This window comes from Ruegeria sp. Ofav3-42 (assembly GCF_022347725.1).
In the GTDB taxonomy this organism is placed as follows: domain Bacteria; phylum Pseudomonadota; class Alphaproteobacteria; order Rhodobacterales; family Rhodobacteraceae; genus Ruegeria.
The window spans coordinates 164,287-183,459 of record NZ_JAKRGB010000002.1; the positions used below are offsets into that span (position 1 = coordinate 164,287).

The 19,173-nt window shown below is 56.5% G+C and carries 18 protein-coding genes; 1 reads left to right on the forward strand and 17 read right to left on the reverse strand.

Annotated features, from left to right (window positions below; genetic code table 11):
• Nucleotides 1-104: 104 nt before the first annotated feature.
• The 12 genes from MHN28_RS03545 to MHN28_RS03600 form a co-directional block, all read right to left on the reverse strand.
• A complete protein-coding gene (locus MHN28_RS03545; protein WP_239335983.1) occupies nt 105-650 on the reverse strand; it encodes a prepilin peptidase in 546 nt (181 codons plus the stop codon).
• Nucleotides 651-653: 3 nt separating this feature from the next.
• Nucleotides 654-1,505: a lipopolysaccharide assembly protein LapB gene (locus MHN28_RS03550; RefSeq protein ID WP_239335984.1), complete on the reverse strand. Its 852-nt coding sequence runs from the start codon at nt 1,503-1,505 to the stop codon at nt 654-656.
• Between the two features lie 31 nt (nt 1,506-1,536).
• The gene (locus MHN28_RS03555; protein ID WP_239335985.1) at nt 1,537-2,049 is read right to left on the reverse strand and encodes a tetratricopeptide repeat protein; all 513 of its coding nucleotides are present in this window, start codon (nt 2,047-2,049) and stop codon (nt 1,537-1,539) included.
• A gap of 76 nt (nt 2,050-2,125) precedes the next feature.
• A complete protein-coding gene (locus tag MHN28_RS03560) occupies nt 2,126-3,109 on the reverse strand; it encodes a type II secretion system F family protein (protein WP_239335986.1) in 984 nt (327 codons plus the stop codon).
• Between the two features lie 10 nt (nt 3,110-3,119).
• Complete coding sequence (locus MHN28_RS03565; protein WP_239335987.1) at nt 3,120-4,088, reverse strand: type II secretion system F family protein; 969 nt, start codon at nt 4,086-4,088, stop codon at nt 3,120-3,122.
• A 12-nt stretch (nt 4,089-4,100) separates the two neighbouring features.
• Nucleotides 4,101-5,546, reverse strand: coding sequence for a CpaF family protein (locus MHN28_RS03570; RefSeq protein ID WP_239335988.1), 1,446 nt, complete (start codon nt 5,544-5,546; stop codon nt 4,101-4,103).
• A 24-nt stretch (nt 5,547-5,570) separates the two neighbouring features.
• The gene (locus MHN28_RS03575) at nt 5,571-6,806 is read right to left on the reverse strand and encodes an AAA family ATPase (RefSeq protein WP_239335989.1); all 1,236 of its coding nucleotides are present in this window, start codon (nt 6,804-6,806) and stop codon (nt 5,571-5,573) included.
• 199 nt (nt 6,807-7,005) lie between these two features.
• The gene (locus MHN28_RS03580; RefSeq protein WP_239335991.1) at nt 7,006-7,632 is read right to left on the reverse strand and encodes an OmpA family protein; all 627 of its coding nucleotides are present in this window, start codon (nt 7,630-7,632) and stop codon (nt 7,006-7,008) included.
• Between the two features lie 17 nt (nt 7,633-7,649).
• Entirely contained in the window at nt 7,650-9,059 is a 1,410-nt protein-coding gene (locus MHN28_RS03585) for a type II and III secretion system protein family protein (protein ID WP_239335993.1), read from the reverse strand.
• A gap of 192 nt (nt 9,060-9,251) precedes the next feature.
• Nucleotides 9,252-10,121, reverse strand: a complete 870-nt coding sequence (gene cpaB, locus MHN28_RS03590) for a Flp pilus assembly protein CpaB (RefSeq protein ID WP_239335994.1) — start codon at nt 10,119-10,121, stop codon at nt 9,252-9,254.
• Between the two features lie 153 nt (nt 10,122-10,274).
• Entirely contained in the window at nt 10,275-10,493 is a 219-nt protein-coding gene (locus tag MHN28_RS03595; protein WP_239335995.1) for a hypothetical protein, read from the reverse strand.
• A gap of 91 nt (nt 10,494-10,584) precedes the next feature.
• Nucleotides 10,585-10,794: a Flp family type IVb pilin gene (locus tag MHN28_RS03600; RefSeq protein ID WP_239335996.1), complete on the reverse strand. Its 210-nt coding sequence runs from the start codon at nt 10,792-10,794 to the stop codon at nt 10,585-10,587.
• Nucleotides 10,795-11,147: 353 nt separating this feature from the next.
• Here MHN28_RS03600 and MHN28_RS03605 point away from each other — a divergent pair, with 353 nt between their 5' ends.
• Nucleotides 11,148-12,017, forward strand: coding sequence for a lytic transglycosylase domain-containing protein (locus MHN28_RS03605; protein ID WP_239335997.1), 870 nt, complete (start codon nt 11,148-11,150; stop codon nt 12,015-12,017).
• A gap of 46 nt (nt 12,018-12,063) precedes the next feature.
• Here MHN28_RS03605 and MHN28_RS03610 read toward each other — a convergent pair whose 3' ends face one another.
• From MHN28_RS03610 to tldD, 5 genes are all read right to left on the reverse strand, one after another.
• Entirely contained in the window at nt 12,064-12,690 is a 627-nt protein-coding gene (locus MHN28_RS03610; RefSeq protein ID WP_239336002.1) for a CoA transferase subunit B, read from the reverse strand.
• Nucleotides 12,690-13,394 carry a CoA transferase subunit A gene (locus tag MHN28_RS03615; protein WP_239336003.1) on the reverse strand — a complete coding sequence of 235 codons (705 nt, stop codon included), beginning with the start codon at nt 13,392-13,394 and terminating at the stop codon, nt 12,690-12,692. The genes MHN28_RS03610 and MHN28_RS03615 overlap by 1 nt, the downstream gene beginning before the upstream one ends.
• Before the next feature lie 102 nt (nt 13,395-13,496).
• A complete protein-coding gene (topA, locus tag MHN28_RS03620; RefSeq protein WP_239336004.1) occupies nt 13,497-16,136 on the reverse strand; it encodes a type I DNA topoisomerase in 2,640 nt (879 codons plus the stop codon).
• A 164-nt stretch (nt 16,137-16,300) separates the two neighbouring features.
• Complete coding sequence (dprA, locus tag MHN28_RS03625) at nt 16,301-17,434, reverse strand: DNA-processing protein DprA (RefSeq protein WP_239336005.1); 1,134 nt, start codon at nt 17,432-17,434, stop codon at nt 16,301-16,303.
• Between the two features lie 241 nt (nt 17,435-17,675).
• Nucleotides 17,676-19,097, reverse strand: a complete 1,422-nt coding sequence (gene tldD / locus MHN28_RS03630; RefSeq protein ID WP_239336006.1) for a metalloprotease TldD — start codon at nt 19,095-19,097, stop codon at nt 17,676-17,678.
• Between the last annotated feature and the right edge of the window lie 76 nt (nt 19,098-19,173).

The following is a 19,173-nucleotide window of genomic DNA, read 5'->3' on the forward strand; positions in this document are numbered from 1 at the left end:
CTAACCAGTATTCGCGCCAATTGCCCACCACGGGGCTGTTTGCAGAAAATCTTAACCTGATTTGTGTCACTACCAAGGCATTGAAAAGGCGGACTGATGATAGTTCATGAGCCGGAAACAGTTCCAAAAATCAAATAGATTGCCAGACTCACACCCAGCGGAAAGCCCATCGGAAACTGTTTGATCCGGTTCCAGCTTTCCCAATCGGGGGCAATTGTTCTGAGCCGCGTATATTTGGCCAGTCTGTGCGTGACATAGGCGCCTAGCGTGGCGCTAGTCACAATCATTATCATGAGGCTGTAATCTCCGGGCCAGACGAAAGCCGAGGCGGCGGCCAGAAACTTGGCATCACCGGCCCCCATGACGCCGGCGGCGTTGAACAAAAATCCCAATAAAAGAACGACAACAATGTGCAGCAGCTGCCAAATGTAAGGCGGAAGCGTCATAATAACGGGACCCACGCCACCGGTCGTCCACTCGGTCGACCAGGGCGGCAGCACGAACAGTCCCACGACGGTAAAAACGGCGGCCAAGGCGAGAACAGCGTGATTTTTGATCAGCATGCTGCGCAGATCAGTGAACGCCACATAAAAGCAGATGGGCAACACGAACGGTAAAAACCAAGCCGCCGCAGTCGCGGGGATATGCATGAATCAGGCTTCCTCGAGCGCGCGGAGCGAGCGAACGGCTTCCTCATAATGCTGTGGGTGAGTCGCAATCGCTTCGCGGAACAGGTTCTTCGCCGTTGTGACATCGCCCTGTTTGACCGCCGTAATGCCCATTGTGTTCAGCAACATGGCACGTTCGATCTGTGTCATGGGAACGACTGGCATGCTGTATTTGCCCTGCGCAGCCCGTGCCAGCACAAGGTTGTTCTTGGCCGTGAATAGAGACCTGTCCTGACGGATCGCTTCACTGAACAGGCGTTCGGCCTCGGCATACTCACCACGCGACAGTTTTGAGTATCCCCAGTTGTTCATCACGCTTCCGGGGCGGGTGGTCAGGCCGACGGCGGTTTCATAGAAATGATCCGCCCGTTTCCAGTCTTTTCTGGAATCGGCGACAACTGCCTCAAGGCGATAGCGTTGAAAGGTCTCATAAGTCGGGGGCACGGTATCAAGTGTCGCCTTGGCTTTCGCCCAGTCACCGGCACGCACCAACGCACCGGCATACTCGACCTTGTCGACACTCGAGGCACCTTTCATGGTCGTAACTTTTTTCCAGGCCGACGCAGCTTCGGTTGTGCGTTTGGCGCGCGAAAGGGAAATTGCAAGACCCCTCTGCAGGTCTATCCGATCCGGATTCTTGGCGGCCGCGCCTTGGAAATAGGTAACGGCCTCATTCGGGTCCGCAGCGGTCAGCAGAACCTCATTCAGGTTGGTTTCGTCAATGACGTTAACCTCCTGATACGTGCGTTCTACCTTTTCCTCTGAGGTTTCTTTTTCGCAGGCGGAAAGAACCATCCCGCACACTACCATAGTCGGAATCAAGAATTGTTGGCGCATTTTTTTGCGTCCCTTACTGCTCTTGCCAATGTTACGGGAGCTTGCGCAGCTTGAATTGCCCGTCGCCTTGCTGCTCCAGTGTATATTCTTGTTTTTCCGGGGTAGTATTAACAGGATTTTCCATTTTTGCGAGTGCTAAGCGCAGATTGTCACGGATTGCGTCACTTTCGCCATTGTCCAACGCATAGGCCCTTCGGAACATCTGAGAAGCCTCTGGATACGCACCTTTTTCCATCAGCAGAACGCCAAGATTGTTCCACGCTATAGGCCAGTCCGGATCATCCTTGACGGCGCGACGCAGCAGGTCTTCTGCCTGACCCAAACGCATAAGGCCCAGATTTGCAGTGCCCAAGGACGTGAGAATCTGTGGGGTCATACCCTGATCCAAGGCGGCCCGCGTAAAGGCGTCCATCGCCAGTTCATATTCGCCCGCAGACATCAAGCGGTTGCCGACTGTAACTGGATCCACCCCCTCGGCTTTAGGGTCGAGGCCGGGGGCGTCCAGGTCACTTGACTGACCTGTTTCCGTACAAGAGGCCACCATAGCGAACACCATGGTGGCCTGAACCGCGCGGCGTATCCGGAAATGGATACGCCTGATTTTTGATATTATCGGGAGTTTAGCCCGCGCTGTTTGCAAAGTCTGCGATACCTTTTGCCGATGGGCCGACCAGAATGACCAGCAGAGGTGGCACTGTTAGCATCATTGTGGCAAGTGTCATTTTGGTTGGCAACTTGTTCGCAGCCTCTTCGGCACGCATCACGCGTTTGTCACGCATTTCACCGGCATAAACCCGCAGAGCATCGGCAATCGATGTACCAAAGGTGGCCGACTGTATCATAACGGTAACGAAGGCGCTGACATCCTGAACCCCGCAGCGCGTACCAAAGTCACGCAGAACGGTATCTTTGTCTTTACCCGCCTTCAATTCGTAGGCAATGACCTCGAATTCCAGGGCAATGTCTGGGTAGGAGACCTTCATTTCTGAAGCCACGCGTACGATGGCCTGATCCAACGACTGACCCGCTTCGACGCATACCAGCATCAGGTCAAGCGTGTCAGGAAACCCGGCAACGATTGCTTCCTGCCGCTCGGCTACACGTCTGGTGATCCAGTAACGCGGTAAGAAATAGAACCCGCAGGCCGGGATCAGAACCCGGATTGCCATTTGCGAAGGAGTGAACTCCTGATCCCCGGCCAGAACCGTCACCAGCATCACGCCGATCAGAATACCAACAATGCCGAGCGCAAACTGGGCAAAGTGGAAGAAACGGACCGCGTCCTTGGACTGATAGCCGGCCTGGCGCAGCTTGAGCTGCATGGCCGAAAGCTCTTCTTCGTTCTGGGGCTCAAGGAATGTTGCGAATTTCTGAAGCTGCTCATTGCGGCTGGTGTTGCGCAGCTTGTCCTTCTTTGCTTTTTTTTCACCCTTTGGTGCTGCATTCGAACGTTGCAGTTTCTTGAGAGGATCCTCTGGCTGGTTCAGCATCAGCGGCAAGGCAACAAGGATCATAAACAATCCCAAAATGCCGACCACGATCAGCGGTCCAAACTGTCCCAGATGCTCTGTCAGGATATCATTGATTTGGCTCAGAAGTTCCATGTCGGTGCCCTCAGACCTTGATGTTCGTAAGGATGCGCATGACGATCAGGTTCAGGGTCAGCATGATGCCGACAAAGAAACATGCCGGAATGAACCAAGGATGGTCGACAACGTCGTCATAATAGCCGGGGTCCTTTACAAGAATGAACAACAGGCAGAACACCGGAAAGCCGGACAGAAATTTGCCGGACCATTTAGCCTCGGCCGTGATCGCCTTGACCCGGCGGAACAAGCGAAAGCGTGCGCGGATAACTTTGGCAAGGCCGGCCAGAACCTCGGCGAGGTTACCGCCGGACTGTTGCTGAATGCCGACGGCGACAGACAAAAAGCGAAGATCCTGCATATCCAGACGCTCGGCCAGATCTTTAAGCGCTTCACCCGCGTCACGGCCGTAGGCGCATTCATCAGCGATGATTCCGAACTCGGTCCCAAGCGGATCCTGTACCTCGTTGGCGACGATCTGGATCGTCGAGACAAAGGGGTTACCAACGCGCAGCGAGCGCACCATCAATTCCACGGCATCAGGCAACTGCTCTTCCATCATGGCCATGCGTTTGCCAGCTTTGTGGTTTACCCACGCATAGACGCCACCAACACCAATTGCGATTGACAGCGCGATCCTAAGAACGGGAGCCGTCCCTGTGCCGATGCTCAATCCGACGTAGGCGAAGCCGGAGACCAACGCCATAATCATAATCAATTGGCGGGGTGAGAAGGCGATTGCCGCCTTTTGCGCTTTATCAGCCAGAAGAGAATAGAGCGGGATGCTCTGAGACTTCATGTGCTGCTGCATTTCCTTGCGCAGCTGTTCCAGCACCTGTTCGCGGCCTACACCTTTGTCCAGCATGTCCAAACGACGGTTCACCCGACTGTTCAGGCTGATGGATTTGCCAAACGCCACAAGGTAGATGCCCTCGACCAGGAGCAGCACTCCAACGAAGATCACGACATAGATAAGGGCCTCTACGGGCAGTTGCATATCCGGATCTCCTTAGACGGTCGTCGGTTCGTAGATGGAAGGAGGCAGGTCAAAGCCCCACAGACGGAAGCGTTCCGAATAGTGGCTGCGGACGCCCGTTGCGGTGAAATGGCCAATGATCTTATTGTCTGGCGTCAGTCCAACCCTTTGAAATCTAAAGATTTCCTGCATCGAAATGACATCACCTTCCATGCCTGTGATCTCGGTAATCGACGTCATGCGGCGCGAGCCGTCCTGGAGACGGCTGGCTTGTACAATCAGGTTCACAGCCGAAGAGATCTGGCTGCGAACCGCCTTGATTGGCATCTCGATCCCGGCCATTGCGATCATGTTTTCCAGACGCGAGATCCCGTCTCGGGCCGAGTTTGCGTGGATCGTGGTCATCGAACCGTCGTGGCCCGTGTTCATGGCCTGCAACATGTCGATCACCTCGGCGCCACGCGTTTCACCCACAATGATTCGGTCGGGACGCATACGCAGAGCGTTTTTCAGACAGTCGCGCGGACTGACCTCCCCCTTGCCTTCCACGTTGGGCGGGCGGCTTTCCATTCGTCCTACATGGGTCTGCTGCAGCTGAAGTTCCGCCGTATCCTCAATCGTCAGGATGCGTTCGGCGTCGTCGATGAAGCTGGACAGAGCGTTCAGCGTCGTCGTTTTACCCGAACCTGTACCACCGGATACGATAATGTTCAGCCGGGTGGAAACTGCGGCTTGAAGGTAGGCGGCCATTTCCTCGGTAAACGCTCCGAAATTGACCAGATCGTCGATACCAAGCTTGTCTTTCTTGAACTTACGAATGGAAACCAAAGATCCATCAACTGCAATCGGCGGCACCATTGCGTTGAAACGCGAACCGTCGGCCAGACGGGCGTCAACATAAGGGTTGGATTCATCGACACGACGACCGACGGCGGACACGATCTTGTCGATGATCCGCATAAGGTGCTTTTCGTCCTTAAACGTGATGTCGCTGATTTCCAGCTTACCGAACCGCTCAACGAAAATCTGCTGAGGCCCGTTAACCAGAATATCATTGACGGAATCGTCCTGTAGCAGAGTCTCAAGAGGTCCCAGACCGGTGACTTCGTCATACAGTTCTTTGTTAAGCTGAGTTCTGTCTTCGCGGTTCAGAACGATATTGCGGCTTTCCAGAACTTCGCTGACAATGGCACTGATTTCGGCGCGGAGTTCGGCTTCGCCCGCCTTTTCAAGTGCTGCCAGGTTCAAGTTCTCCAGCAGTTCGCGGTGCAGTTCGATCTTGATTTCACCAAGCCGCTCTTTGCGCTTGCGTTCGCGATCAGAAACTACTGGCTCTGCCGATTTCTGTTGCACAGGCCGGCGTGCGATTGCGTTGGCCGCAGGTGCCTTCTCGGCCGCTGGCGCAGGAGCCGCGGTTTGCGGTGCGGCAGCGGTTTCGACCGGCTGCGCCGCGGGCTGTTTCTTGTACCTTGAAAACACGACAACTACCCCTCTGGAATTCCGTTACGCGGCCTCGGCGTTGTTGCTGCCAAGGCTGTGAAGCGACTTTGCAAGTTTGGCGATTTCGCGGCGCAGCGGATTTTTGGCCGCCGAATTGGCAAGCGGTAGACCGTGGTCGCCACTTTGCATGACGGGTTTGCCACCGTCGGGCAATTGCAGGTCGATCGAAATACCCAGGCTTTCGCCCATTCGCTTGACCCGGCTTTTGCCATTCAAATCCGTGAATTTCGGAGCCCGGTTCAACGCAAAGCGTAACTTTTCGAACGGCAGTTCCTCGGCCTGTAAGGCCCGCTTCAGACGCAGCGCGTTCTGTGCCGAACGCATGTCCAGTTCAAGCAGCGCGAAGTATACATGTGCAGCCTGAAGAACGGTTTCCGACCAATGAACCAAAGTCGTCGGCATGTCGACGACGACATAATCGAATTGTCTTCGGGCCGTATCGATCACCCGCTCAATGTCTTCGGGGGTGATCAGGTCCAGCGGAACCAAGTCCGACGGTGAGGTCAGAACCTTGAGCTTTTCCTCAAAGGTCTGAAGGGCCTGCGAGAACACATCGTCATCCATCGAAGCAGTGTCCGACAGCATTTCGAACACGGTTTCCCGGCGCGGAAGATCCAAATAAGTCGACACGCTGCCATATTGCAGGTCCAGGTCGATCAGGCAGACGGTTGGCGCGTCTTTATCGGAAACTGTTGCAAGCTCCCAGGCCAGGTTGACCGCCAGAGTGGTCGACCCTACGCCACCCGCCAGACCTTGAACAACAAAAAGGGCACCTTCTTTTGATTCGCCCTGAACCATCGGCACAGCTGCCGCCTGCGGAGCAGCGACCGGATCAGGTTTGTTCATACGCTCGATAGCTTCCTGAAGTTCACCTTCGGGAAGAGGGTAGGGGACAAACTCGTCCGCACCTTTGCGCAAAAGCTGATGTAGTGAGGCCGGTGTTACATCTTCGGCGATCAGCACGACCTTGATCTTCTTTTCCTTGGCCTGCGAGATGATTTCGCCCATCAGGGAAAGGTTGTCTTCGTCTTCGCCGTCAATGGCAAGTGCAACGAATTCAAGGCTTTCGGCCTCGGGCTGACTGAAGAAGGCCAGAGCTTCGGCAAATCCCAAGTCCCCCCAACGCTCACCCAGTATGGCCTCCATATCTTCGATCAGCAGATCAAAGTTCTGAACGTCGCGGCTGATCGTGCAGGCCAGAATAGCAGTCCCATCATCATGCGTCGTGGCGCTTGTCATTTACACAATCCTCGTCGTGAGGGCCTGCATACCGACCGAACGTATCTGGTTCGGTTCAGTTTGCTGTTGCCCGGTCGCGGCCAATACCGGCCGCACTTCACCCTATTGTTGAAAAGGTGGCTTGGAACTTAGGCAAGATTTTGGCGCAAAAGAACCAATTGTAGGGAAATGGGCGACGATGCCGCCCATTTCTTATGGATTATTCATCGCTAGAGGTGGAGGCATCTTCACGCTGGATGTAGCTTTCTCTCGTGGCACTTGCGACGTATTCGCGATACACGATCTCAGCATACTTGCCATCCAGTACCAATGGGTTGCGATCTACAAAACCGGATACTTCTGTCACCGTGCGGCGGTTTCGGCGATCGCGGTTCGCTGTGTCGATCAGAGGTCGCGTTTTACCGAAGGAAACAACAGCTTCCAGCCTGGACCGCGAGATTCCCTGTTGCGTCAAAAACGCAACTGCAGCGTTGGCGCGGCGTTGCCCAAGAGCCTGATTATATGCCTTGGACCCGACAGCATCCGTATGGCCGTAAACGCGGAACCGCGCTTCGGGGAATTGTTTGATCCAGGCCGCCTGCCGTAGCAAAATGCGCTGGGCAGTTGCGTCCAGATTTGTGCTGTCGAAGGCAAAGTTGATCTGCGTTGGCACCTCGGCGGCAAACCGTTGACCCAGAATCTGGGCATAAGTCAGTTCACCGTTCATGACCTGAATGTTATTCAGAGTCGCGTTCCCGAAGGCACCTTGGTCGACTTCATAACCTGCCTCACGCGTACATCCGGCGACAGCGACTGAAAGACCCAGTGTAATGATCCACTTCTGCATTGGTCCTATCCTCCCTATCATTCCAGGATGTAGCCGTACGAGCTGCCAAAATCCTGCTTGGCGACTTCGGACGCGCCACCGGCACCCAAACGCTCGGTACGTGCTGTTTGGCCATTGAGGAACAAATCAAACTCGGTGGGCGGTTTGACCCGGTCGGTTGGCAAGGCCAAGGCTTCACCGCGGGTCGGTGATACAAGATGTGCGGTGACAATGATCACCAGTTCAGATTGTTGGCGCTGGTATTCCGCGCTGCGGAACAAAGAGCCCAGAACGGGAACGTCGCCGATCCATGGGAGTTGGCTGTTCGCGTCTGTGAAATCGTCCCGAATCAGGCCTGCAATGGCAAAGCTTTCGCCGTCCCGCAGCTCAACCGTCGTCTTTGTATCACGCACGATGAACGTCGGCACGTTGTTACCGGCAATTGTGAAGTCGGAATTCGGGTCGATGCTTGAGACCGACGTTCCCAGTTCGAGGTTAATAATATTGCCATCCACCACGCGGGGGGTAAAGAGGACCTGAACACCAAAGGCTCGATATTCAATGGCAATTTGGCCGTCATCGGCGGGAACCGGAATTGGGACCTGGCCACCCGCCAGGAATTCAGCTTCCTGACCCGACAGAGCTGACAGGTTGGGCTCTGCAAGAGTGCGGGCAAGTCCTTTGGTTTCAAGTGCTTCCAACAGCAAGCGTACCTGCGTAGAGCCCACTCCAAAGCCAAAAAGGACGGCGCCGGTATTTGTCTGTTGGAGGGGTATGGTGTTATTGACAAACGCGTTGGCCAAAGAGGCGGCGTTGTTCAGAGTGTTGATACCTCCGGTCGCGTCTGTACCCCGGAAGCCGAGCGATGCAGTCAGGCTTTTGGCAACCGAGCGATTCATCTCGGCAAAGCGAACTTTCAGCATCACTTGCTGGACACCGCCAACCGACATCAGGTTCGACACACGCTCGGGCGCATAACGCTCGGCCAACTCCAACGCGCGCGCCAATTTGGCAGCACTGGAAACCGTACCCGAAAGGACGATCCCGTCATTCGCGGTGCGTACTTCGATCGGTTCACTCGGTAGAATCTGACGCAGCCGCTCTTTGAATTCGGATACATCCGGGGACACGCGGACCCGCACATTGGCCAGCAAATTGCCCGCCCCGTCGAACAACGTCAGGGTGGTCAGGCCTGGTGCCTTACCCAGAACATAGATTGTGCGATCAGAAAGCGACGAAATGTCAGCGATGCCCGCATTAGCAATGCTGAGCTCTGCGAACGGTGTTTCGCTTTCAACAACAATTGCGCGGTTCATCGGAACATCCAGCGTTTCCGCCGTACCGTTCTTGACCACGCGAAGGGTTTCAGCCCGGACGGCATCGCCGGCCAAACTGATAACTAGCGTCAACCCCAGCAGGGTTGCGCTGATCCAGGAACTTATTTTCATGTGACCTGCCTCTCCGATCACGCCTCGTTTTAGGTCTAATGCCCTTATGTGCGTTAACACTGCGCGAATTGCGAATTTATTGCAATAATCAATGGTTTCTGGATATTTCCTTATGTGGGCAATACGCAACATCCGAAACGACACAAGCCGCGCTGAACGCACGGCTTGTGTCTTTAAGGTTCTGATTTTTCATTAGTTTGTGCAGGGGATGACCGTTTTTACGATTTCACCACCGCGGCGGGTATTCACCGTACAGACTTTTTCCTCCGGAGCAACAGGGGCCGGTGCCGCTTCTTTGATTCCCAGCAGTTTCCTCTGGTCTACTTCAACCGCGCTTGCGACGGTTTCATCCTGCACCCCAACCAACGCCAGGGACAATCGCCCAGTATTCTGAGCCTGAGCCAGAGCAGCGATTTGTTCCGGTGTCGCGGCCACCGTTACCGTGCGCGCGATCGTGGCGCCCGTCACATCTGATCCCGCGGTCTGGTCAACTGCGATCAATTCGATGTTGTTCTGAATCAGACGGGTGATCTCGCCTTCGCCGCCTGCACCTCTCAGGGAGCCGGTCCAGTAAACATCGACATTGTCACCCGGGCGCAAGAAGCCCGAAACGCCCGATGCGACGTCGACGCTGATAGCGAACGCTCGCATGCCTTTTTCAAGACGTGAAGTAAGACCGGCCGCTTCGCCGGGTCGTGTGACTTTCACCTCCATTAGAGCTTCGTCTTTTTCCATTGCTCTCAGGACAAAGCGTTCACCCTTAGCGTCTTCTGGGAATAGCACTGCCATATCTACGAAGGTGCCTTCAGGGACGGCGTCCTCGGGCCAGTTCACGATACGAACGTCTTCTTCTGTCACGCGTTGGCCGTATTTCAGCGCACCGTTTAAAACAATTACTCCGACAGTCGGAATCGTTTTGACATTCGCCAGCGCTTCCTGCGTCGCCTGACGCTCTCGGGCAAGTTGGTCCTGATACTGAGCGATATAGTCTTGTGCCAAATAGACGGCACCTCCGGCCAAAGCCACCCCGATAATCAGGACAAGTCCAAATACTGCGCGCATTCGCGTCCCCTCACATAACTTCATTCAGGTTAGACGTCGAACACGGTACGACATCAGTTTCCCCCTATATGAATGCCAATTGTGTCGAAAAGGGGGACAATCATTGCTTTTTCGCAGCCGTTCTTTAGCGCGATGACTTAGCTGCGAACGGGATCAGGAGCCAGGCTGGCTAAAGTCAACAGTGATTTCCTGAACGTTGTCGCTGACCTTGGTCAGTGATGTGCCGACTGCAGCATCTATTTCCCGCACGGGTTCCGCGAAGTACAGGCCGATAAAGACGGCTATCCCAACCAATGCCGCTGTTAGAACGACCCAATCTACAGTGACAGCGCCATCTTCGTCTTTCAGGAGAATTTTTACTCTGTTTACCATGGGAACCCCAAAGTCGGAGTTTCTGAAAAAATGGGGGCCAAGCTGAATCAAGCTAGGCCCCCATTAAAGAATACTCAGAAGATCTGAATTATTACTGCGAGAAGTCTACGTCAGGCTCTTGAACAGCGCCTTCAACTTTACCCAGCGAGGTGCCAACTTTGGCGGCCACTTTGCCGGTGCCTTCACCGATCTGAGTGTATGCAACTGCGGCCAGGCCAACAACGGCTGCGGTCAGAACAACCCAGTCAACTGTTACGGCGCCGTCTTCGTCTTTGCGGAAGTTCTTGAAGAACTTGATCATGTTACGTCCCTCCTAAAGGATCAAAAATGTCTATTTAAACCTCGGCGTCTCCCAGAGCTTTCTCTCTCAGTCCGCTCCCGACCGTCTCGGTATGCACTATGATTGCCTGCTGTGCGTGGCAGGAATTGGGCCAAACCCCATTTTTTTTGGAGGAGGTTTAACTTTTTGGTAGTGTTTTCTGTAAGCAATTGAAAATTAATAATTAAAAATTCAGTGTGACCGAGGCAGCCTTGCTGGGCCGGTGCAAAATTGCGCCAAATGAGGCGAAATCGCCCCATTTCGCATTGTTTTTCTGGTCTTACGGGCGGATTCGAGGTTCAAATCAACCAAAAGAATAAACATGAGGCAGGCAGATGAATCTCCGGGACGCAATAACTTGCGCCGGCTTAGCGGCGTTGGTGGTATCTGGCCCCGCGCCAGCAATCGCAAACGAGATCGAACCAAGGGGTGTCTACAAGCGGGTGAAGGCACCCAAGCCGGGCACGCGGCCTCGCGTAACTGTACAGATAACACCAGAGGAACATGCGACAGCACCTTCTGCCCCAAGTACGGGTACCGAGCTCATAGTGCCCGATATCATTGCGCGCACGCGGGTCGTGCCCGCCGCAGTGCCGGGTGCTGTTGGTGCAGTCAGTAAAGCAGTCGGATCGTACAAAGCCTTTTGGGAGAGGGTCTCGCCCGCGATGGCCGAGTCGGGGTCCGGGCGACTGGACGACGCCATAAATGCGCTGGCAGCGACCAACGTCTCTTCGCCAAGATTGCAGACCTTGCAGAATATCGCCCAACAGCGCGGCGTTGATATACTGCGATCAACCGTTGGTACAAATGTTTCTCCGGCACTGGTGCTGGCGGTTATTTCGGTGGAATCGGCTGGGCGGAAGGATGCCGTCAGTTCGGCCGGGGCGCAGGGGTTGATGCAGTTGATGCCCGCCACAGCCAAACGCTTTGGAGTTCAGGACAGTATGCAGCCGTCACAGAATATCTCTGGCGGGGTAAAATACCTGAATTGGCTGATGGAAGAGTTCGGCAATGACCCGATTCTCGTGCTGGCCGGGTACAATGCAGGCGAAGGTGCCGTGCGAAAACACGAAGGCGTACCGCCCTATGCGGAAACACGTGACTATGTGCCAAAGGTCCTGGCAGCGTTTCAGGTGGCCCGCGCCTTATGTTCGACGCCGCCGGAGTTAATTTCGGACGGTTGCGTCTTCCAGACCGGGCAATGAAAAAGGCCCTCCGGTAACCGGTGGGCCTTTTTTTTTATGATTGGTATCAGTTGACGATATTGGCCTCAGTCGAGGCGCGGATCTCGTCTTCGGTCACGCCCTCGGCGATCTCGATGATCTTCAAACCGCCATCGACCACGTCCAGAACACCCAGATTGGTGATGATGCGATTTACCACCTTCTTGCCCGTCAGAGGCAGGGTGCATTTCTTCAGCAGCTTGGATTTGCCGTGCTTGTTGGTGTGATCCATCACCACGATGACGCGGCCAACGCCGGCCACAAGGTCCATCGCGCCGCCCATGCCTTTGACCAACACGCCGGGAATCATCCAGTTGGCCAGATCACCTTCTTCATCGACCTCCATTGCGCCCAGAACCGCGGCTGCGATCTTGCCGCCCCGGATCATGGCAAACGAAGTAGCACTGTCAAAATATGAGGTGCGGGACAGTTCGGTGATCGTCTGCTTGCCCGCGTTGATCAGGTCTGCATCCTCTTCGCCCTCAAAAGGGAAGGGGCCCATGCCCAGCATACCGTTCTCGGATTGCAGGGTGATGTCCTTGTCGCCCACATAGTTCGCCACCAGCGTCGGAATACCGATGCCAAGGTTCACATACATGCCGTCTTCAAGTTCTTGTGCCGCACGCGCGGCCATCTGATTGCGATCCCAAGGCATTATGCTTCCTCCTTCTTACGGGTGGTGCGTTGTTCGATGCGCTTTTCGTGCTCGCCCTGAATGATGCGATGCACATAGATGCCGGGCAGGTGGATTGCATCGGGGTCCAGCGAGCCGCGCGGGACGATCTCTTCAACCTCGGCGATGCAGATCTTGCCGCAGGTCGCGGCTGGCACATTGAAATTGCGCGCGGTCTTGCGGAAGATCAGGTTGCCGGTGTCGTCGGCTTTCCACGCCTTGACGATAGCGAGGTCGGCAAAGATGCCTTCTTCCAGAATGTAGGTCTCGCCGTTGAAGTCTTTGTGCTCTTTATCTTCGGCGATCACGGTGCCCACGCCGGTCTTGGTGTAGAATCCGGGAATGCCCGCACCACCGGCGCGCATACGCTCGGCCAGGGTGCCCTGCGGGTTGAATTCCAGCTCCAGCTCACCGCTCAGATACTGACGCATGAACTCAGCATTTTCGCCAACGTACGAGCTGATCATCTTTTTGACCTGCTTGGTTTGCAGCAGGATGCCGATTCCGAAATCGTCGACGCCTGCGTTGTTCGAGGCAAAAGTCAGGTTCTGAGCACCCGAGTCCTTGATGGCCTCAAGCAGCAGCTCAGGTATACCGCACAGGCCAAAACCGCCCGCCGCGATCATCATGCCGTCCGAAATCACTCCATCGAGCGCCTCGGTGGCATTGGCATAGACTTTCTTCATGGAAAACTCCCCCAATGACATGGTGATGGCGCAGGTTGTGCCGCCACGTCACAGGGAAGTCAATGAAACCAAGGGGTAGGTGGTATTTCTACCTAAACAAAGTCAGGTGGCCGCCTTTTTGGTCGTTTTCTTGGCCGCAGCTTTCTTTTTCGGAGCCGCTTTTTTCTTGGTGCCCTTTTTGGCCGCGCGTTCGTTGACCAGTTCAATGGCCATTTCCTGCGTCACATCTTCGGGCTTGATGTCCTTGGGAATGGTCGCATTGACCTTTTCCCATTTCACATACGGCCCGTAACGCCCATCCAAAACCTGCATTGCGCCGCCATCGGGGTGTTCCCCCAGTTCCTTGAGCGGCTTGGCTGCCGCACGACGCCCCCGGCCTGGATTGGCGCGTTTTTCGGCCAGCATCTCGACCGCGCGGTTCATGCCGATCTCGAACACGTCGTTGGGGTCTTTGAGGTTGGCATATACCGGTTTGGCTTCTTCCGGCAGCTGATGCATCAGATAAGGACCAAACCGCCCGAAATTCGAGCTGATCATGCCGCCCTCTGGGTGCTCACCGATCTGACGGGGCAGCGACAGCAGCGTCAGCGCCTTGTCCAGTTCCATGTCATCTTTGCTCCACCCACGTGGCAGCGACGCGCGTGGGGGCTTTTTGTTCTCGGGCGTTGGTTCGCCGCGCTGAACGTATGGACCAAAGCGGCCCGATTTCAGCCAGATCTCATCGCCCGCATCTTCGCCCAGCAGACGTTCATCACCCTCGGCACCCTCACCGGCGATGGGCCGGGTGTAGGTGCATTCCGGATAGTTGCCGCAGCCCACGAATCCGCCGGTGCGCGAGGTCTTGAGGTGCAGCTGACCCACACCGCATTTCGGGCAGATTCGCGGATCGGACCCATCCTCTCGCGGCGGATAGAGCTGCGGAGCCAGCGCCTCGTCCAACTTGTCCAGCACCTCGGAAATCCGCAGTTCGGACGTCTCGCCGATTGCTGCCGAGAAATCGCGCCAGAATTTACTCAGCAACTCCTTGTAGTCACGACCGCCGGCGCTGACATCGTCCAATTGCTCTTCCAGATTTGCGGTGAACTCGTAGCCCACGTACTGCCGGAAGAAGTTCAGCAGGAAGATGGTGACGATCCGGCCCTTTTCCTCAGGGATCAGCCGGTTCTTGTCCTTACGCACATATTCCCGGTCCTGAATCGTCGTCACGATCGAGGCATAGGTCGAGGGGCGACCGATCCCCAATTCTTCCATCCGCTTGACCAGAGTAGCCTCGGTATAGCGCGGCGGCGGCTGTGTATGGTGCTGCAGTGCCAGAACAGATTCGTTCTCGGACAGAATGGCCTCTTTCGCGACCTTGTCGCCAGATTCACTGGTCGCCTTCGCAAACTGATCACGCAATGAGGCTTTGGCAAAGCGGGCTGGGTCACCCTGCATGATTTGAGGCAGGCGCTTTTCGTCCTCGTCGGCTACATCATCGCGGCCTTCCTCGTAAACGCGCATGAATCCGTCAAACAGCACCACCTGACCCGTGGCGCGCAGACCGACCTGCGCGTCATCGCTACCGATCTCAACCGTTGTACGCTCCAGCCGTGCCGCGGCCATCTGGCAAGCAATAGTGCGTTTCCAGATCAGATCATAAAGCTTGCGCTGATCCTCATCCGTGACCTTCAGAGCCTTGGCATCGCGCGACATATCCGTCGGACGGATACACTCGTGCGCTTCCTGCGCGTTCTTGGCCTTGTTCTTATAGATGCGTGGGCTGTCCGGCACGTATTCTGCGCCGTAACGATCGGTGATCGCGTCGCGAGCGGCAGCCACAGCCTCGGGGGCCATGTCGATACCGTCGGTTCGCATATAAGTAATGTACCCGGCCTCATACAGCCGCTGCGCCACCTGCATCGCGTGACGCGCACCCATGCCGAACTTGCGGCTGGCCTCTTGCTGCAGGGTCGAGGTCATGAAGGGGGCGCTGGGGTTGCGCGCGGCTGGTTTCGCCTCGACCGAGGTGACGCTCAGCGCGCGGCTGGTGATCGCCTGAACCGCCAGTTCGGCTTGTGTGGCGTTGGCCAGATCGTGCTTGTCCAGCTTTTTGCCTGCCAGCGTTACCAGACGTGCCTCATACGTCTGACCGCGCGGCGTTTCGAACTGTGCTTTGACCGACCAGTATTCAACCGGTTTGAAGGCCTCGATCTCCATCTCGCGCTCGACGATCAGGCGCAGACAGACCGATTGCACACGACCAGCGGATTTGGCCCCCGGCAGTTTGCGCCACAGGACCGGAGACAGGTTAAAGCCTACAAGATAGTCCAGCGCGCGGCGTGCCAGATAAGCCTCGACCAGCGGCATGTCGACTTCGCGCGGGTTTTGCATCGCTTCGGTCACAGCGTCTTTGGTGATGGCGTTGAACGTGACGCGGCTGACCGGCGTGTCCTTCTTGATCGAGCGGCGCTTGGTCAGGGCTTCCTGCAGGTGCCAGCTGATGGCCTCACCCTCGCGATCGGGGTCGGTTGCGAGGATCAGCGCGTTGTCTTCTTTCAGCGCGTCGGCGATGGCTTTGACATGTTTACGGCTGTCATTGCCGACCTCCCATTTCATTGCAAATTCATGCTCGGGATCGACGGAACCATCCTTCGGAGGAAGGTCACGCACATGGCCGTAAGACGCCAAAACCGTGTAGTCGGGGCCAAGATATTTGTTGATTGTTTTGGCCTTGGCAGGAGATTCTACAACAACTACAGGCATTTAAGGGAAAACCTCGCTCGACAGAATGTGTGCCTTCTATGATCGTGCAAAATGTGGAGGGCAAGGGCGAATTGTCAATGAGTTCCTTTGAATGCAGTAATAACGCGGTGATATCAGGTAGATAAGCAGTGCCAAACCAAGCAACGTCGCAGGGCGAATCCGCGTTACGCCGTCAAAGACAGCAAACCGCCCGGTTGCCGCTGAATGCGCCCATCAAGTTCCAGATCGACCAATGCGGGGCCGATTTCTCCGGCCGTTGCTGCGATATCTCGGATCAACTGGTCTTCGGCAACCGGGGACGGCCCCAATCGCGACAGGATTTCCTGGTGCAGCGCGGTGCCGGTGATGATTGGGTTATCGGGCATATGGGGCAGGGTGGGGTTTTCGACATCGCAAGTCACAACTTGTTTCGGCAGTGCCTCAATGACATCTTCAGCGGATCTCACCAATGTCGCGCCGTCGCGGATCAGCAGGTTGCATCCGGCAGCGCGGGCGTCGAAGGGATGTCCGGGCACGGCCAGAACTTCGCGCCCCTGATCCAAGGCGTCCCGCGCTGTGATCAGGCTACCGGACTTTGCGGCGGCTTCAACAACGACGACCGCTTGCGCCAGCCCCGAGATAATCCTGTTTCTGCGCGGAAAGTGACGGGCCTGTGGCGTCACGCCCATCGGTTGTTCGGACACGCGTAGCCCGGTTTGGGCAATCTTGTCCGCCAGTGCCGCGTTTTCGGCTGGGTATATGATATCCACCCCGCCCGCCATAACCGCCACGGTTCCTGTCTCCAACGCAGCCAAATGGGCTGAGGTGTCAATTCCGCGCGCCAGACCGGATACAACGACATGACCTTGCTTTCCAAGATCCGTCGCAAGTCCTCGCGCCATACGCGCGCCCAGCGAGGAACAATTTCGCGCGCCGACCATGGCAATGGCCCGCCGCTGCAAGATGGATGTGTCGCCAATAGCCCAAAGCATCGGCGGGGCATCGGACAAATCGCACAGTACTGAGGGGAAGTCGGCGGACCCAAGGCACAAAAGTTTCGCATTAGCGGCTTTTGCAGCCTTGAGCTCCGCCTCAATTACGCCGGGCGGGCAAATTTCATACCCATCAATTCCGGCAGCGCGTGCCATTTCCGGCAGCGCGGCCAGCGCGTTCTGCGCCGAGCCATGTTCGCGCAGCAGCCGTCGAAACGTCGCCGGACCGACCTTGCGAGAGCGCAACAGACGAAGCCAGAAAAACCGATCCTCTTCCGTGGTGGGTGGGAGTGTGGGGTGAAAGGAAGAAAGCTGCTCTTCGGTCATCCGTTGCTCCGCCTGATTGCAGAACTGGTTTACGACTGCCGAGGTTAACAGCTTGTGAATCGCGATAAATTATTCGGAAAATTTTCGGGGAATGACGCCTGATTTAAGTTAACATTATGAAATATAGTCGAAAAATTTTCCACGCGCTTGGTGTGGCCGCGCAATGTAATCCTGATACACCGATCAAGCGAAAGCGCAGCGTTAACCCTGCGCTCTCGATTTCCTGCCTGGCGATTCCCGATTACGCCGCCGATCCGCCAATCGTCAGGCCGTCCATCAGAACAGTGGGCTGCCCGACACCGACCGGCACCCATTGACCGTCCTTGCCGCAAGTCCCCATGCCCGGATCCAGCGCCATGTCGTTGCCCAGACCTCGAATCCGCTTTAGCGCTGACGGACCGTCCCCAATCAAGGTGGCACCTTTCACGGGCGCTCCGATCTTGCCGTTCTCGACCCGGTACGCCTCGGTGCAGGAGAATACAAACTTGCCGTTGGTGATATCGACCTGACCACCCCCAAAGCCCACAGCCCAGATGCCGTCCTTGATATCGGCCACCAGTGCGACCGGGTCGGCGTCGCCGCCCAGCATGACGGTGTTCGTCATCCGCGGCATCGGTTTGTGCGCATAGCTCTGCCGCCGCCCATTGCCGGTGGGGGCAACCCCCATCAGACGCGCGTTCTGGCGGTCCTGCATGTACCCGGTCAGGACACCGTCCTCGATCAGAACTGTTCGCGAACTAGGTGTGCCCTCGTCATCCAGCGTGATCGACCCGCGCCGATCGGGGGTCGTGCCATCATCTACCACCGTCACCCCTTTGGACGCGATCTGCTGCCCCATAAGACCAGCAAAGGCCGAGCTGCCCTTGCGGTTGAAATCGCCTTCCAGCCCGTGTCCAATGGCCTCGTGCAGCAGTATACCGGGCCAACCGGGGCCCAAGGCGACTTCCATCACACCGGCCGGGGCGGGAACCGCGTCAAGATTGACCAGTGCGATCCGCAGCGCCTCGCGTGCTTTGTCCTGCCAGTCGGATGGGTCGATCAGCCCATCCAAACCAACGCGCCCGCCGCCGCCAGCTGAGCCGCTTTCTCGGCGACCATTCTGTTCCACGATGACCGAGACGTTCAGGCGCGTCATCGGGCGTACATCCCGAACCAAAACGCCATCGGGGCGCAGGATTTCCACCTCCTGCACAGCGGCGGCGATTGTTGCGCTGACCTGCACAACGCGCGGGTCCAGATCACGAGCGAAGGCGTCGATCTCGCGCAGGGTCTCGATCTTGACCGGGAAGGCGGCGGATTCGATCGGATCCTCATCGGTGTACAGGCGGGTATTGGTGGCGCGCGGCGCGTCCGCCAATGTGCCGCCACCGTCACCTACGGCCAGGCGTGCCGTCTCGGCAGCCCGCTTCAGGGCTGGAATGGAAACATCTGTGGAGTGCGCATACCCGGCGACCTCACCCTGAACCGCGCGCAGGCCAAATCCTTCGGAGGCGTCATAAGACGCAGTGCGCAAACGACCATCATCAAAGACCAGTGACTCGGATTTCCGCCGTTCGACAAACAATTCTCCGTCCTCGGCCCCAGCGGTGGCGGACTGCAGAACCGCAAGCGCTTCGTCCTGCGGAATAGCGCTTTCAAAAGGGCGAAACGGGTCGTTGGGCATCGGTTGGGACCTTTCGGGTTTGATCCAGATCAAAAATAGCGTCTGTTTGACGCAAGCATTTTGCTTTATCTACCCG